General features: G+C 63.1%; 13 protein-coding genes. 7 read left to right on the top strand and 6 right to left on the bottom strand.

Going from position 1 to position 16524, the window contains the following annotated elements:
• Positions 1 to 7: 7 nt before the first annotated feature.
• The 5 genes from ABGT73_RS00650 to ABGT73_RS00630 all read right to left on the bottom strand — a co-directional run bounded on the left by ABGT73_RS00650 (position 8) and on the right by ABGT73_RS00630 (position 5174).
• Complete coding sequence (locus ABGT73_RS00650; RefSeq protein WP_346667928.1) at positions 8 to 913, bottom strand: DMT family transporter; 906 nt, start codon at positions 911 to 913, stop codon at positions 8 to 10.
• Positions 914 to 1002: 89 nt separating this feature from the next.
• On the bottom strand, positions 1003 to 1617 hold the full coding sequence (locus tag ABGT73_RS00645) for a hypothetical protein (protein WP_346667927.1): 615 nt from the start codon (positions 1615 to 1617) through the stop codon (positions 1003 to 1005).
• Positions 1618 to 1952: 335 nt separating this feature from the next.
• Entirely contained in the window at positions 1953 to 3041 is a 1089-nt protein-coding gene (locus ABGT73_RS00640; protein ID WP_346667926.1) for a sugar kinase, read from the bottom strand.
• Positions 3042 to 3164: 123 nt separating this feature from the next.
• A complete protein-coding gene (locus ABGT73_RS00635) occupies positions 3165 to 3842 on the bottom strand; it encodes a TrkA family potassium uptake protein (RefSeq protein ID WP_346667925.1) in 678 nt (225 codons plus the stop codon).
• 24 nt (positions 3843 to 3866) lie between these two features.
• Positions 3867 to 5174, bottom strand: coding sequence for a potassium transporter TrkG (locus ABGT73_RS00630; RefSeq protein ID WP_346667924.1), 1308 nt, complete (start codon positions 5172 to 5174; stop codon positions 3867 to 3869).
• Positions 5175 to 5468: 294 nt separating this feature from the next.
• On the opposite strand from ABGT73_RS00630, the gene ABGT73_RS00625 reads away from it, so the two are divergent.
• The 7 genes from ABGT73_RS00625 to gltX all read left to right on the top strand — a co-directional run bounded on the left by ABGT73_RS00625 (position 5469) and on the right by gltX (position 14186).
• Positions 5469 to 6953, top strand: a complete 1485-nt coding sequence (locus ABGT73_RS00625) for an MBOAT family O-acyltransferase (RefSeq protein WP_346667923.1) — start codon at positions 5469 to 5471, stop codon at positions 6951 to 6953.
• A gap of 97 nt (positions 6954 to 7050) precedes the next feature.
• Positions 7051 to 7995 (top strand): hypothetical protein, encoded by a 945-nt coding sequence (locus ABGT73_RS00620; RefSeq protein WP_346667922.1) that lies wholly within the window; start codon positions 7051 to 7053, stop codon positions 7993 to 7995.
• 18 nt (positions 7996 to 8013) lie between these two features.
• On the top strand, positions 8014 to 9327 hold the full coding sequence (locus ABGT73_RS00615; protein ID WP_346667921.1) for a surface carbohydrate biosynthesis protein: 1314 nt from the start codon (positions 8014 to 8016) through the stop codon (positions 9325 to 9327).
• 12 nt (positions 9328 to 9339) lie between these two features.
• Entirely contained in the window at positions 9340 to 10791 is a 1452-nt protein-coding gene (locus ABGT73_RS00610) for a hypothetical protein (RefSeq protein ID WP_346667920.1), read from the top strand.
• Positions 10792 to 10802: 11 nt separating this feature from the next.
• Positions 10803 to 11381 (top strand): GNAT family N-acetyltransferase, encoded by a 579-nt coding sequence (locus tag ABGT73_RS00605; protein ID WP_346667919.1) that lies wholly within the window; start codon positions 10803 to 10805, stop codon positions 11379 to 11381.
• The gene (gene hflX, locus ABGT73_RS00600; RefSeq protein ID WP_346667918.1) at positions 11378 to 12661 is read left to right on the top strand and encodes a GTPase HflX; all 1284 of its coding nucleotides are present in this window, start codon (positions 11378 to 11380) and stop codon (positions 12659 to 12661) included. The genes ABGT73_RS00605 and hflX overlap by 4 nt, the downstream gene beginning before the upstream one ends.
• A gap of 79 nt (positions 12662 to 12740) precedes the next feature.
• Complete coding sequence (gene gltX, locus ABGT73_RS00595; protein ID WP_346667917.1) at positions 12741 to 14186, top strand: glutamate--tRNA ligase; 1446 nt, start codon at positions 12741 to 12743, stop codon at positions 14184 to 14186.
• A 177-nt stretch (positions 14187 to 14363) separates the two neighbouring features.
• Here gltX and ABGT73_RS00590 read toward each other — a convergent pair whose 3' ends face one another.
• The gene (locus ABGT73_RS00590; protein ID WP_346667916.1) at positions 14364 to 16439 is read right to left on the bottom strand and encodes an elongation factor G; all 2076 of its coding nucleotides are present in this window, start codon (positions 16437 to 16439) and stop codon (positions 14364 to 14366) included.
• Positions 16440 to 16524 lie beyond the last annotated feature (85 nt).

Here is a 16524-nt window from a genome sequence, read left to right as displayed (position 1 = left end):
CCGGAGGTCAGCTGCGTTTCCGGTCGGGCAGCTGGCTGGCCACGATGGCCGCGAACATGAGCACACAGCCGGCCAGTTCGGTGCCGGTGAGGGTCTGGCCCAGGATGATCCAGCCGGCCAGGGCGCTGAAGACGCTCTCCAGGCACATGGCCAGGCTGGCGATGGTGGGGTCCAGTTCCTGCTGGCCCACGATCTGCAGGGTGTAGGCCACGCCGCTGGACATGATGCCGCAGTAGAGCACCGACACCGCCGCCCCGGCGAACTGTTCGGGGGTGGGTTGTTCAAAGAGAAACATGAAGACGGTGGACACCACCGACACGGTGAAGAACTGGGCGAAGCTGAGCTGGATGCCGTCCAGCCGGGGGCTGAAATGGTTGACCAGCAGGATCTGCAACGTGAACAGGAAGGCGCAGAGCAGCAGCTGCCATTCGCCCCCCGTGAGGGAGAGGGTGTCCCGCCCGGCCAGGCAGAGCAGATACAGGCCCACCACGCTGACGGCCACGCAGGCCCAGAGTTTGACCCCCGGGCGGCTGCCCAGGAAGATGCCGCACACCGGCACCAGCACCACATACAGGGCGGTCATGAAGCCGGCCTTGGCGGTGCTGGTGGTGCCGATGCCCATCTGCTGGGCGGCGGAGGCCGCAAAGAGGGCCACGCCGCACAGGGCGCCGCCGATGGCCAGCGTTTTGCCGTGGACCCAGAAGGGCAGCCGTTTGCCCTGGCGGCGCTGGTTTGCCCGCCGCACCCCCATGAGCCCCAGCAGGAAGGCGCAGGCCAGCCAGCTGCGGCTGGCCAGGAAGGTGTAGGGGCCCATGTAGCCGCTGCCCACGCTCTGGGCCACGAAGGCCGTGCCCCAGATCAGCGCGGCCACCACGAGCATCAGCGTGTTGCGCAGTTGTTTTTTGTTTTCCATCGGTTTTTCCATCCTTTCTATGCAGCCACAAAACCGCCCGCACCGTCGGAAGCGACGATACGGGCGGCAGATTCTTCAGTTTTCGGGCGTTACTCTTCCCCTTCGATGGTGGTCAGTTCCTCGCTGCCCAGACCCTGGATCTTCAGCCCGCCGGTGACATAGAACTTGCTGGAATCGTAGCTGATGTTCACCTTGTACTGTTTGCCGGGGGTCAGGCCGGTGATGGTGTAGGTGTAGCAGGTGCCGTCGGTGGTGTAGTAGACGGTGGAACCCTGCACATAGCTGGTGGTGGCCTTGTCGTCCGAGAGCTGCCACACCGCCACCTTGAAGGTCTGGTAGTTTTCGTTGGTGGACTCGGTGGTGGCATAGCCGGTGACGGTCAGGCTGTCCGACGCCGCCACAAAGTATTCGGTGCTGCGGTTGGCAATGCCGTTGAAGGCCACATACAGGGTGTCCCCCGCCGCCTGGGTCACCAGCTTGCCCGAGGTGGAATCAAATCCCTCGGGGAAGGTCACCTCGCCGCCCGAAGTGGCCATGACCTTGGTGGCCTCCTCCTCATCGAACGCGCTCTCGTCGCGGAAGCCCAGCACCGTCACCGCCTTGACGACGGCATCCTTCAGGGCCTGCTTGGGAGAACATGCGGACAGCGACAGGGCCAGGCAGAGCGCCAGAGCCAGAGCGATCCAGGTACGGGTGCGTTTCATATGGGTAAACCTCCATGGGTGGGAATGAAAAGTCGGTGTCACAGGGTGACATATAGAGGTATTATACCGCATTTGTCGGCCCTGCACAAGGTTTTTACAAAAAAACCACAAACAGCCCCGCGGAGTGTCAAAAGGGGGAACAGTCCCGCACGGCGGTGCCTGACGGGCCTATTCCCCCCTTTGGATCCCCCCTCGACAAAATTTGGCGGCAAATCGCGCACTGGTCGCACACAATTTGCCGCCAAATTCCCCTGTATGTGTCTGCACCGGTCGGCACATGTCCGCCGGTGCAGACGTTTTTCATTCTGCGCGGCTCCCCTTCCAGTCCGGCTCGGTTACCGCTTGATGTCGTAGTTCATGTTCATCAGGTTGCGGATGGTGTCCACGTCGTCGGTGATGTTGGCGTCGCCGTGGATGGTGTGCTTGATGGCGCTGGACGCCACCGCAAAATTCACCATATCCATGGGGCGGTAGTCGTGCATCATGGCGTAGATCAGGCCGCTGGCGAAGGCGTCGCCGCCGCCCACCCGGTCCAGAATATTAAAGGTAAAGAGCTTGCTCTCGAAGGTGTGGTTCTCGTACCACATGAAGGCCTTGAGGCTGTTCTCGCTGCCCGAATGGACATACCGCACATGCCGTCCGATGCACCGGATGTTGGGATACCGCTCCACAAACCGCTGGAAGATTTCGTCCTGCTGCTCGTAGCTGGGCTGCAGCGGCACGCCGTCCTTCCAGTCCCCCTTGGAGTGGTCGTTCTCGTCCCGCCACAGGTGGTAGGGCTCGATGCCGAACAGCACATCCACGTAGGGCAGGCAGCGGGTGCAGTAGTCCCGGGCAGCCTCCCAGCTCCACAGCGTGCTGCGGAAGTTGCCGTCAAAGCTGACCGTCAGCCCCTTGTCCTTGGCCACCTGCAGGCAACGCAGGATGAAGTCGGCACAGTTCTGGTTCAGCGCCGGCGTGATGCCCGACAGATGCAGCCAGTCGAAGCCGTCCAGCAGCCCTTCCACGTCCACCTTGGACAGGTCGTACTCGGTGAGGGCGCTGTGCATCCGGTCGTAGATGACCTTGCTGGGCCGGATGCCGTAGCCGGTCTCCAGGTAATAGGTACCCAGGCGCTGGGTGGGGGTCTCCTCCTTGGTGGAGAGGATCATCGGCGTGCAGTGCACGTCGTTGGAGCGCAGCCACCGGATGGCGCTTTTGCCCAGGGAATTGTTGGGCACCACGCTGAAAAAGGTGGAATCCACCCCCAGGTTGGCCAGCGCCAGGGCGATGTTCGCCTCGCTGCCGCCGTAGCTGGCCTCAAAGTTGGTGGCCATGCGGATCTTTTCGTAGTTGGGCGGCGTCAGGCGCAGCATGACTTCGCCGATGGTGATGAACTTCTGCGGGCTTTGCTGATTCTTCAGAATGGGATTGCAGTGTTCCATAAATCGGGGCACCTCCTGTGTGCAGTGTACTTTTCCCCCCTCCGGGAAAGAACACGATGTTTGGCACCCTGATTGTACGGCATTCCCCCGGCAATTGCAAGGAAAATCCCCGCGGCGCCCTTTTCAGTCCTGCAGTTCCTTCTCAAAGTGGTCGATCTTGTCCACATTGCCGATCACCGCCACGGTGTCCCCCGCCACAAAGCGGTAGCCCGCCGTGAATTCCACGTCGGTGTGGCCGTCCCGCTCCACCGCGATGATGTTGATGCCGTAATTCCGGCGCACGTCCAGCTCCTGGATGCTCCGGCCCACCACGTGGCCGCCCACCGCAATGCGGCGCACCTCCACGCCGTCGGCCAGCGCCACATAGTCCAAGAGATTGCCGAAAATCAGCCGCCGCCCGATGCGCACCGCCATGTCCGCTTCGGGGTAGACCACCGTGGCTCCCATCCGCTTGAGCACCTCGCCGTGCACCTCGCTGGTGGCCTTGGCGATGACGTTGGGCACCCCCAGCTTGATCACCAGCATGGTGGTGAGGATGCTCATGTCGATCTGCTCGCCGATGCAGATGGTCACCGTGCCGCAGTTCTGCATGCCGGTCTCTTTCAGGGCGGTCTCGCTGAGATTGTCCACCACGAAGGCGTAGTCGGTGTAGGCGCGCACCTCGCGCACGCGCTCCTCATTTTTGTCGATGGCGATGACTTCCTCGCCGGCTTCGGCCAGCGTCTTGACCAGCGCCGTGCCAAAACGGCCCAGGCCGATGACGCCGTACATCGCGGAAGAATCGTTCTTTTTCAGTTTCATGGTACAACTGCCTCCAGTTTGGTATCAGCCGATGGTGATGGCTTCCTCGGTATAGCGGGCGGAAGGTTCGGGGCGCTCGACCCAGATCGACAGCAGCGTGAACGCGCCGACGCGCCCGGTGTACATCGTTAAGATCAGGATCAGTTTGCTGGCGTCCAGCAGGTCCGGCGTGATGCCGGTGGAAAGGCCGACGGTGCCGAAGGCCGAGACATCCTCAAACAGCAGCTGCATCAGCGTCAGGTCGGGTTCCAGCACGCAGAGCAGGAAGGTGCCGGTGCACACGACGATCATGCCCAGCAGCGCGATGGTGGCCGCTTTGCGCATGGCGCCGTCGGGCAGGCGGCGGTGGAAGGCCCCGGGGCGGCGCTTGCTGAAGATGCAGGCGACCTCCTGCATGAGGACAAAGAAGGTCGTCGTCTTGATACCGCCGCCGGTGGACCCGGGCGAAGCGCCGATGAACATCAAAATCGTGAGCACGAACAGGCCCGCGTTGCTGAGCTCGCCCAGCGGCATCGTCGAGAAGCCCGCGGTACGCGCCGACGTGCTGTGGAAAAACGCCGCCAGCCAGCCGATGCCGTCGGTAAGCTGCAGCAGCACCGTGCCGGCAGCCAGCAGCACCGCCGTGGTGGTAAGCACCACTTTGGTGTGCAGCGTGAACTTGCGGAAGCGGAACCGGCACTTGATGACGTCGAGCACGACGAGGAAGCCGATACCGCCAAAGATGATAAGGCCGCAGGTGACAAGGTTGAGCCAGACGTTATCGTGGTAGGGGATCAGGTTGCGCAGCCCGCCCAAAATGTCAAAGCCCGAGTTGTTGAACGCCGCGATGGAGTGGAAGATGCTGATCCACAAGGCGTGCAGCGGCGGGAAATCCTGGATGAACACCGGGAAACTGCAGACAACGCCCGCCAGCTCAAAGCACAGCGTCATAAACAGCACCGCGCGCACCAGGCGGACCATGCCCTCGAAGCTGTCCACGTTGAGGGCCTCCCGCACCAGCGACCGCCCCTTGAGGCTGATGCGCCGCCCCGCCGCCAGGGCCAGGCCCATGCCGATGGAGGTGACGCCCAGGCCGCCGACCTGGATGAGCCCCGCCACCACGGCCTGGCCGAAGGGGGTGAAGGTGTCGGCGGTGTCGACGGCGATGAGGCCGGTGACGCAGACCGCGCTGGTGGAGGTGAAGAGGGCGTCGGTCCAGCTGACGGTGGCGGTATCCCGCACCGAGACGGGCAGTTTGAGCAGCGCCGCCCCCAGCAGGATGGCCAGGGCAAAGCCCAGGGCGATGATCCGCGCGGGGGGCTGCTTTTTGAGAAGATGTACGATTGCTTTCATAAAAAATCCTCTTGCACACAAAAGGCGGGGCTTCCCGCCGTGTTGGGGGAAGTCCCGCCGGGCCGGAGCGCCCTTGCCCCGGCCGACCCCGGATAAATAGGACGCGCCGCGTCCTATGACAGACTCCACCACTTATCCCGGTCGTAGATGTCTCTACCATAACACGAAACGGCAGCGCCGTCAAGGGGCCAGCATTTTCCTGCGGGCCGGGGCGCAGGGCTTTCTCTTGCGTGGCATCGTAAAATCGTGTATAATGAATTGTTACTTCTATATGTATAGTCAGGAGGTGCGCCGTTGAGCCTGCAGAGTTTTGGCTTTTTCGGCTTTTTGCTGGTGGTGGTCGCGGTGTATCTGCATCTGCCCCGGCGCGTCCAGAGTCCCTTTCTGCTGGCGGCCAGCTGGGTGTTCTACGCCCTGGCCATGCCGTCCATGCTGGGGGTGACCATCACCATTGCGGTGTTCACTTACCTCTGCGGCCGGGCGCTGGCAGGCCCCCACAAGGTTGCAGCCTTGCGGGTGGGGGTCATCGGGCTGCTGGGCATCCTTGCCTTCTTCAAGTATAACGGTGCCTTCCAGGGGCTGGCGGGCTGGCAGGCCGTGGCCATGCCGCTGGGCATCAGCTTTTACAGCTTTGCGGCCATCGCCTACCTCATCGACGCCGCCCGGGGCGACTGCGAGGTGGAACCCAGTTTCATCCGCTGTGCGCTGTTTCTGAACTTTTTTGCCACCGTCACCCAGGGGCCCATCTGCCGGGCCGGGGCGCTGCTGCCCCAGTTCCAGGAGGAACACCGCTTTGATGCCGCCCGCACCGTGCGGGGGCTGCGGCTCATGGCGCTGGGTCTCTTCAAGCTGGTGGCGGTGAGCGATGTGCTGGGCGTCTTTGTGGACGAGGTCTTCCCCAATTACCAGAACTACGGCGGCCCCATGCTGCTGCTGGGCGCCGTGGGGTATACCTTGCAGCTCTACTTCAACTTTTCGGGCTACTCCGAAGTAGCCCGGGCCGTGGGGCTTTTCCTGGGCCTCGAACTGCCGGAAAACTTCAAGACGCCTTTCTTTGCCACCAACTTCTCGGGATTCTGGAGCCGCTGGCACATCAGTTTTTCCTCCTGGCTGCAGGATTACCTCTTCATGCCGCTGGCCTGGGCCGATCTTTCCGGCGTGACCCGGGGCAAGCTGACCCGCCTGCCCGCCGAGGCCTGCGTCTTTATCGTCTTTTTCGTGTCGGGCTTCTGGCACGGCAACACCCTGCCCTTTGTGGTGTGGGGTCTTTTGCAGGCCTGCTACCGGCTGGGGGAGGAGCTGCTCCACCGCCGGTTCGGCAAACCCAAAAAGAAAGCCCCGGCCCGGGTGGTGCGCGCCAAACGGGCCGTGGTCTTTGCCCTGTGGACGGTGAGCATGGTGTTCTTCCGGGTGGGGTCCGCCCCCGCCGGCACCCTGACCGTGGGGGATGCCTTCGGGTATCTGGCAGGCTGGTTCCGTGGCTGGGCCCCCGGCCGCTTTGCCGGGGAGCTGTACAGCGCCGTCTACACCGCCTTCTACGCCAACACCCTCATGGTGGCGGCCTACTATGCCTTCCTCGCAGTGGTGCTGGTGCTGGCCTTTTATCTCGACACCCGCCGGGCCTTCACCTACAAAAACAAACCTGCCGAGATCGCCCTGGCCGGGGAAAAGCACCGCTGGGCGGTCTACTACCTGCTGGTGATTTTCCTGCTGGCGGGCTACATTATGCAGAGCGGCGGCTTTGGCAACGCGGGCTTCGGGATGTACGCGGGATTTTAATGCCTATCAACGGGGGAACCAGTCGTGCACGGCACATGTCCGCCGATGAAGACGGTTTTGAAAACATCCCTGCCATCACAACAGAAAGGAGTGGCCTGTGAAAAATATCCTGAAAAAGCTGGCGCTGCTGGCCATCCCGGTGCTGGTGTGGCTGGTGGTGTTCATCGCCTTTGAGCCCAACAACTACTTCGGCCTGAAATCCTCCGCCGGGTCCAGCCAGCCGGTGGCCCGGGTGCGGGCCTACCAGCAGCATCCCGGCACCCATCTGATCCTGGGGGACAGCCGTCTGGCCCACTTCGATATGGACCTGGTGGACCAGCTTTCCGGCGAAGAATGGCAGAACCTTTCCTTCGGCGGGGCGTCCCTGAAAGAAACGCTGGACCTGGCCGACTATGTGCTGGACAGCGGCCACCAGGTGGATACCCTGCTGGTGGGGCTTTCCTTCTACACCCTCAACGAGGGCTACAACACCGACCGGTTCGCCCAGCTGGAGGAAACGCTCAACAATCCCCTGGCCTACTGCCTGAACCTCGAGTACAACGTCAATGCCCTCACCGTGATGATGGATACCATCCGGGGCACGCCGGACGCCATCGAGTCGGGGGACTGGGTGGAGAGCGACTATCTGGCCGACGACGGCACCGTGCTGCCGCTGCACCGCAAGCTCTACGACTACCCGGCCACCATCACGCCCAAATGCCGCAACTGGTCGCTGAACACCGAACAGCTGGAGCGGCTGCACGACCTGGGACAGCGGTGCGCCGAAGCAGGCGTTGAGCTCATTGTGGTGCTGCCCCCCATGGCCGGCAATGTGCGCACCCAGGTGTGCGATGTGTTCGGCATCACCGAGGCCATGGAGAACGAGGTGCTGCCCACCCTGCGCAGCTGGGCCGACGAGGGCGCCTTTACCCTGCTGGACTACGAGTGGGGCGGGAGCTGCATCACCGACGACGACACACAATTTTACGACGGATTCCATCTGGACGAACGGTACGGCCTGCCCGACTGGACGGCCCAGCTGTTCGGCGACCTGAAAGCCTGAGGGCAAGGAGAGGGTTCTGTGGCACTGGATTTTTTGATTTTGTATGAGCACACGGTCCGGGAATACGAGAGCGACCTGCTGCTCAAATTAGAACTGGAGCGCCGAGGGTACAAGGTGGAGATCCGCCAGCTGCTGGACCCCAAGTACCGCCGCCTTTTCCGGGAGGACAAGCCCGAGGTGCTGGTGGCCAGCTGCATGTACGATAACGAAGCCATCAACAGCCATGTGTACAATAACATCGGCTATTGCAACAAGATCGTCAACCTCCACTGGGAGCAGATGCTCTCCGACACCCAGGAGGAGGGCGACTGGTTCAACATGAACGGCAACGCCAAGAAGTGCATCCAGACCTGCTGGGGCAAGCGCACCGCCGCCCGGCTGCAGGCCCACGGCATGGAGGCGAAGAACACCCCCGTCACCGGCGCCGTCATGATGGACTTCCTGCGCCCCGAGTTCGAGGGGTATTTCCTGGGCAAAGAGGAGCTTTGCAAAAAGTTTGGCCTGGACCCCGCCAAAAAGCTGCACCTCTACATTTCCAGCTTCGGCTACGCCAGCATGAGTGACGCCGAGGTGGCGGAGCTCTCCAAAATGGCGGGCACCGATTTTTCCGGCTTTGCCCGCACCAACCGGGTTTCCATGTCCGAGACCCTCTCCTGGTTCGACCGGTATCTGGGCGACCACCCCGAGGTGGAGCTTGTCTACCGCCGCCATCCCAGCGAGTGGAACAGCCCCGCTCTGGAAGAGCTGGCCCAAAAGCGGCCCAACTTCCATGTGATCTTCGCCGATTCCGTCAAACAGTGGATCGTGGCGGCGGATTCCATCTCCATCTGGATGAGCACCGCCATCGCCGAGGTGTATATGGCGGGCAAGAGCTGCCACATCCTGCGTCCTGTGCCCATCGAGCACGAGTACGACCCCGTCATCTACAAGGACGCCCACTATGTGACCAGCTACGAGGAATTCTGCGCCGCCATGGCCGACCCCTTCCCGCCCTTTCCCATCCAGCGGGAGGTCATCGAGGGCTACTTTGATCCCTCCCCGGTGCCGGCCTACCGCCGGATGGCCGACCTTCTCGAGGATGTCTACAGGAACCCGCCCCGGGACGAACCCATGGGCGAGGGCTTTACCCCCCACTTCAACCTGCTCAAATACTGCGCCCTGGCCGGGGTGCATTTTCTCTACCGCCACCACTGGGAACCCCGCCGGGTCTTCTGTTTCTGCCCGCCGCTGGCAAACTTCGCCCAGCGCATCTACGGCTATGTGGACAAGGCCCACGTGAGCCCCGAACAGGTCGCCGCCATGACCGAACGCATCCGGCCCTACCTGCGGTAAAAGGAGAGCGCTATGCCAGAAAAAAAATCCACTGCCCAGAGCTTTGCCGGCAACGTGATGAAATATTCGGTGGCCACCTATCTGGGCTTTGTCATCACCGGCCTGGCCCTGGTGGTGAAGGGCCTGCTGCCCAGCGCCGTGCTGGGCGCGCCGGTCACCTTCATGACCTACACCGCCACCTTTATGAACATCGGCATCCTGGGGCTGGACCAGGCGCTGCTGCGCTTCTACCATGAGCCCCCCGCCGGGGCACAGCCCCGCCAGCTTTTTGCAGCCTGCACCCGGTTCTCGGTGGCCTTCATGCTGGTGCTGGGCGTAGTGTGCAGCCTCTTCTTTGCCCAGCCCCTGGCCGCTGCCCTGGGCCTGGCTACCGCCGGGCCTGGCATCGTGCCGCTGCTCTTTGTAAACGCCGGGCTCTACATGCTGGTGCGGTATCTGAACGTCCTGCTCCGGCTGGAAAACGACCTGCGGGCCTACACCGCCGAAACCCTCTGGATGCAGTGCTGCTATAACCTCGTCTACCTGCTGCCCGGCTTCTTCACCTCCAGCGTGACGATCCTGGCCCTCACGGCCATCCTCAGCTTCGGCGTGGTGGTCATCGCCTTCGGCTTCAAGTACCGGGCCGCCGCTTTCTGCGACCTGCCCGCCCCCCTGGCCGCTGGCATCGGTCGCACCACCCTGCCCTACGGCATCGCCCTGGCCCCGGCCCAGATTCTCTTCAGCCTGTCCAGCGGCGTCTGCCTCTCCTTCGTGAGCAACTACTGCGGCGACACCGCCCAGGGCCTCTTTGCCTTCGGCTACAGCCTGGCCCAGCTGGTCACCGCCATCCAGGCGGGTTTCTCCACCTACTGGGGGCCCTACGTCTACGCCCACTACCGGGAGGAGCAGGAGCGCATCGCCCGGGTCCATGACGTGCTGAACCTGTTGATCTTCGGCTTCTTCTGCGTCCTTGTCATGTTCGAGGATGTGATCTTCTGGGTGTTCTCCAACAAGCGGGATTGCCTTGCCATCTTCCCGCTGCTCATGCTGGCGGTGGTCTTCACCATCCTGTGTGAGGGCACCGTCTACGGCAACTCCATCGCCCGCAAGCCCTGGCACGATACCATCGGCATTGCCATCGGCGCCGGGTCCAACTTCCTGCTCTGCACGATGCTGGTGCCCGGCATGGGTCTGCCGGGGGCCGCCCTGGCCCTGGCCGCCAGCAACGGCCTGGCTTTTCTCTACCGCACCGTCACCGGCCAGATGTACTACCGCACGATCCCCAGCTTCGCCAAGACCATCTCCGGCTTCCTGCTGGCCTTCGCGGTGACCGCCATCGGCACGGTGCTGTGGCAGCATTTTGTGCTCAAATCCCTGCTGGTGGGCACCATCCTGTTTATCTACTGCACGCTCTACCGCGCCCAGCTGCTCAAACTGTGGCAGATGGGTCTGGGCATTCTGCGGCGGTTCCTGATCAAAAAATGAGGGGGATTTCCATGAAACATTGCGGCACCCGGGAACTGGAGACCGGCCGCCTTCTGCTGCGCCGGCTTTCCATCGACGACTGCGAAATGATGTACAACAACTGGGCCAGCGACCCCGAAGTGACAAAATATCTGCGGTGGAACGCCCACCGCACCTGGGGCGAGACCGCCGAGCTGCTCAACGAGTGGGAGAAGCACTATCCCGAGCCCACCTATTACCAGTGGGGCATCGCCGACAAGCACAGCGGGGTGCTGTTCGGCACCATCAGTCTGTTTGCGGCCCAGGATATGAAGACCGGCTGGCACCTGAACACCGAGCGGCTGGGCCTGCCCTGGGAGGCGGGCTTTGCCCTGGGGCGCAAGTGGTGGAACAAGGGCTACGCCACCGAAGCTCTCTGCGCCGTGCGGGATTACTGGTTCGGCACGGTGGGGGCGCCCTGGCTGGCGGCCTGCCACGCCAACGACAACATCCCCTGCAGCGCCGTGCTGCAGAAGGCGGGGTTTGTCTATGACCACGATATCACCGACCACAAATTTGACGGCACGCCGGTGCCCTGCCGGGCGTACCATCTGATCAAAGAGGACCTATGAGCGAGATTACCTTGGATTTCGGCACCACGGCCCAGAAGCGCACCGAGGGGGAAGCCATTCCCGTGGTGCTGCTGGCACTGGACCAGGGCCGGTACGATATGGCCCGCAGTCTCGATGAGCTGCGGGCGCTGGCCGACGCCAACGGCATGGAGGCGGTGGCCGAGGTGGTGCAGAAGCGTTCGGTGCCCGAAGCCGCCACCATGCTGGGGGAGGGCAAGGTGGCCGAAGCGCGGCTGGTCTGCCAGAACCTGGACGCCCGGGCCGCCATCTTTGACGGCGAACTGACGGGCAGCCAGATCCGCAACCTTTCCTCCGCCCTGCAGGTGGAGGTGCTGGACCGCACCATGCTGATCCTGGAGATTTTCCGGGCCCGGGCCACCACCAACGAGGGCAAGCTCCAGACCGAGCTGGCCACGCTGCGGTATCAGCTGCCCCGGCTGCAGGGCCTGGGCGAGAGCCTGAGCCGCCAGGGCGGCGGCGGTGGCGGCGGCGCCGGTGCCCGCCGCGGCGCCGGTGAGACCAAGCTGGAACTGGACCGCCGGCATCTGCACCAGCGCATCGAGCACCTGGAGGGCAAACTCCGGGAGATGGAAAAGCGCCGGGGCGAGACCCGCCGGGCCCGCCAGAAGAATAACGTCCCGGTTATTGCGCTGGTGGGCTACACCAACGTGGGCAAGTCCAGCCTGCTGAACGCACTCTGCGGCGAGCAGATCTTTGAGGCGGACATGCTGTTCGCCACGCTGGACCCCACCGCCCGCAAGCTGACGCTGCCCAGCGGGCTGCAGGTGATCCTCGTGGACACCGTCGGTTTTGTGAGCCGCCTGCCCCACCATCTGGTGGAGGCCTTCAAGAGCACGCTGGAGGAGGCTGCCTTCGCCGACGTGATCGTCAAGGTGGCCGACGCCTCCGATCCCCAGGCCGCTGAGCAGCTGGCCGTCACCGACGAGGTGCTCTCCACGCTGGACTGCGGCGAGATCCCCCATCTGGTGGTCTACAACAAGTGCGACGCCGCCAACCTGACGGCCTTTGACCCGGCCATGCTGCTGACCAGCGCCAAGACCGGCCGGGGCCTGCCCGAGCTGCTGGCCCGTCTGGACGAGGAACTGGCCCACCGGGTGCGCACCATCGAGGTGGTGCTGCCCTACGACAAGCTGGCGCTGGCGGACATTCTGCGCAGCCGCGGCAGCGTGCTGGCGGAGGAGTACCGGGAGGACGGCGTCTTTTACCGTGGCACCGTGAAGATCGACGATCTGCACCGGTTCGAGCCGTATCTCGTTTAAGTTGACAGGGCCCGCCGGGGCCGCTATACTTTCGATAGAAACACAGTACAAACGACAAAAGACAAAAGGGGTTTTGTTTATGGCATCCAATGTACGCACCCGCTTTGCGCCGTCCCCCACGGGGTATATGCACGTGGGCAACCTGCGCACCGCGCTGTACACCTATCTGCAGGCGCGCCACAACGGCGGCACCTTCATTCTGCGCATCGAGGACACCGACCAGGGACGCCTGGTGGAGGGCGCCACCGATATCATCTACGGCACCCTGCGTGCCACCGGCCTGACCTGGGACGAGGGCCCCGACATCGGCGGTCCCGTGGGCCCCTATGTGCAGAGCCAGCGGATGGGGATGTTCAAGCAGTACGCCGAGCAGCTGGTGAAGGCAGGCAAGGCCTACTACTGCTTCTGCACCGAGGAGCGCCTCAACGAGCTGCACGAGGCCCAGCGGGCCGCCGGCGAGATGACCCACTACGACGGGCATTGCCGCAACCTTTCGGAAGAGGAAGTGGCGGCCAAGCTGGCGGCGGGCGAGCCCTACGTCATCCGGCAGAAGATCCCCGAGAGCGGCGTGGCGGGATTCGACGATGTGGTCTACGGACACATTGAGGTGAACGTCAGCGAGCTGGACGACCAGATTCTCATCAAAACCGACGGCATGCCCACCTACAACTTCGCCAACGTAGTGGACGATCACCTGATGGGCATCACCCACGTCATCCGGGGCAGCGAGTATCTCTCCTCCACCCCGAAATACAATCTGCTCTACGACGCCTTCGGCTGGGAGAAGCCGGTCTACATCCACTGCCCGCCGGTGATGAAGGACGCCCAGAACAAGCTGTCCAAGCGCAACGGCGACGCCAGCTACCAGGACCTGGTGGCCAAGGGATATCTGCCCCAGGCGGTGCTGAATTATCTGCTCTTGCTGGGCTGGGCGCCGGAGGGCGAGCAGGAGATCTTCACGCTGGACGAGATGATCAAGATCTGGGACCCGTCCCGCATTTCCAAGTCCCCGGCCATCTTTGACCCCCTCAAACTGCGGGCCATCAATGCGGCCTACATCCGCGCCCTGCCCCCCGAGGAGTTCCGCCGTCTGGCTGATCCCTTCATCGACAGCGCCGTGCACCGGGACATCGACCGCGACCTGCTCTGTGCGAACCTCCAGCCCCGCTGCGAGGTGCTCGAAGACATTCCGCCGCAGCTGGATTTCTTCGATGCCGTGCTGCCCTATGATGCAGAGCTCTACCGCAACAAGAAGCAGAAGACCACCCCGGAAAGTGCAAAAGAGGCCCTGACCGCCCTGCTGCCGGTGCTGGAAGGGGTCACCGACTGGAACCGGGACGCCATCTTTGACGCCTGCAAGGCCCAGGCCGAGGCAATGGAGAAGAAGAACGGCTGGCTGCTTTATCCCCTGGGCATCGCGCTCTCGGGCAAATCCCGCACCCCGGGCGGCGGCACTGATCTGGCCGCCATGCTGGGCAAGGAGGAAACCCTCGCCCGCCTGCGCACCGCCCTGGCGGCGCTGTGACCCGCGCAAAGGGTACTGTCCTGCTCTTGTCCTTTTCTTGTAAGAAAAGGACCAAAAGAACTTTCAATTAAAAATCAGGAGGCCATGGCATACGCCATGACCTCCTGATTTTTGTTTGGAGTTTCTTTGGTTCTTTCTTTGCAAAGAAAGAACAGGAACAAGCACCCCTTGCGCGGGTCACTCGTCGTCGGACAGGTTGCCCAGTTCCTTGGCCTGGGCGATGACCTTGGCTTCCAGCATCTGGGGCAGGACCTCATACCGGACGAAATCGAAGGTAAACCAACCGCGGCCCTGGGTCAGCTGCCGCAGGAAGGTGGTGAAATCCTGCATTTCCGCCATGGGCACTTCCGCTTCCACCACCTGCATGCCGTCCTCGTCGGGATTCATGCCCAGCACGCGGCCGCGCCGCTTGGTGACCTCACCCATGATATCGCCGGTATTGTCCGCCGGCACATGCGCCTTCAGGGCGCCGATGGGTTCCAGCAGCACGGGTCCCGCCTCGGGGATGGCCGCCTTGTAGGCCAGCTTGGCCGCCATGATGAACGCCATTTCACTGGAGTCCACCGGATGATAGCTGCCGTCCAGCAGGGTGGCTTTCATGCCCACCATGGGATATCCCGCCAGCACGCCGTGCTCGGCGGCCTGACGGACACCCTTTTCCACGGCGGGGAAGTAGTTCTTGGGCACACTGCCGCCGAAGACGTTCTCGGCAAACTCGATATCCTCCCCCTCGATGGGCTCGAACTGGATCCACACATCGCCGAACTGGCCGTGACCGCCGGTCTGCTTCTTGTGCCGGCCCTGGGCCTTGCAGCTCTTGCGGATGGATTCGCGGTAGGGTACCCGCGGGGTTTCCAGCGTGATCTCCACGCCGAACTTGTTCTTCAGCTTGGCAACCGCCACTTCCAGATGCTGGGTGCCCAGGCCGCCGATGATCTGCTGTTTGGTCTCGGGGTCCACCTGGAAGGTGATGGCCGGGTCCTCCTCCATCAGGCGGGTCAGCGCACCGGACACCTTGCCCTCGTCGCCCTTCTTGGCCACCTTCACCGCCATGCGGTAGCTGGCAATGGGATAGCTGGGCGCCGGCAGCGCCACCACACGGGCGGGGTCACACAGCGTGTCGCCGGTCTTGGCCGTGGCCAGCTTGGCCACCGCGCCGATATCGCCGGTGCCGATGGCCGCCGTATCGGTCTGCTTCTTGCCGCAGACCGTCAGCGTCTTGCCCAGACGCTCGGGCTGGCCGGTGCGGGCGTTCACCACATTGCTGGTGGCCGTCAGCTTGCCGGACAGTACCTTGATAAAGCTCAGCTTGCCCACAAACGGATCCGCTACCGTCTTGAAGACGTAGGCGCAGACCGGGGCATCCGGGTCGGCGGTGACTTCCACCGGCTCGCCGTCCTTCGTCTCGCCCACCGCCGCGGCGGTGTCCGCTCCGGGCAGCAATACGTTCATGTTGTACAGCAGCATATCCAGCGCCTGGTTGTTCACGGCACTGCCGCAGAACACCGGCGTGATCTGGCCGGTACGCACACCGGCCGCCATGCCCTGGACGATCTCCTCCGTGGTGAAGGGCTCCCCTTCAAAGAATTTTTCCATCAGGGCCTCGTCGGTCTCGGCGATGGCCTCACTCATGGCCTGGATCAGGCCCTCAAAACGGTGGCCGATGTCCGGCAGGTCGATCTGGATCTGCTTGCCGCCTTCGTACTTGAATGCTTTCTGACTGAACAGGTTGATGTACGCCACGGTGCCGTCGTCCAGACGCACAGGCACCACGCAGGGACAGACACTGGGTCCGAATTCGATCTTCATCTGTTCGAGGATCTTGAAGTAATCGGCGTTTTCCAGGTCCGCCTTGGTCACAAAGATCATCCGCGCCTTGTTCTGCTTGCAGGCCAGACGATAGGCTTTCTCGGCGCCCACGCTGACGCCCGACCGGCCCGACACGCAGATCAGCACGCTCTCGGCCGCCATGACGCCCTCGGCCGCGCCCGTCTCAAAGTCGAAAAGACCCGGGGTGTCGATCAGGTTGTACTTGATGCCCTCATACTCCACCGGGATCACGCTGGAATTCAGCGAGGCTTTGCGGCGCGCTTCCTCGGGATCAAAATCGCTGGCGGTGGTGCCGTCCTCCACACGGCCCATGCGCTCGGTGGCACCGCTCAGATACAGCAGCGCCTCGACCAGCGTCGTCTTGCCGCAGCCGGCATGCCCGGCTACCAGAATGTTGCGGATGTCTTTGCTTGCATAGTCCATGAATCGTCAAACCTCTTTTCGCGCCGGGGCCTTACCTCCCGCCCCGCGGCGTAGAATTATGGTGAATTTGAACATTTCTCACCGA

The organism is uncultured Subdoligranulum sp., from assembly GCF_963931595.1.
Taxonomy (GTDB): domain Bacteria; phylum Bacillota; class Clostridia; order Oscillospirales; family Ruminococcaceae; genus Gemmiger.
This window is presented reverse-complemented; position numbering and strand designations above follow the sequence as displayed.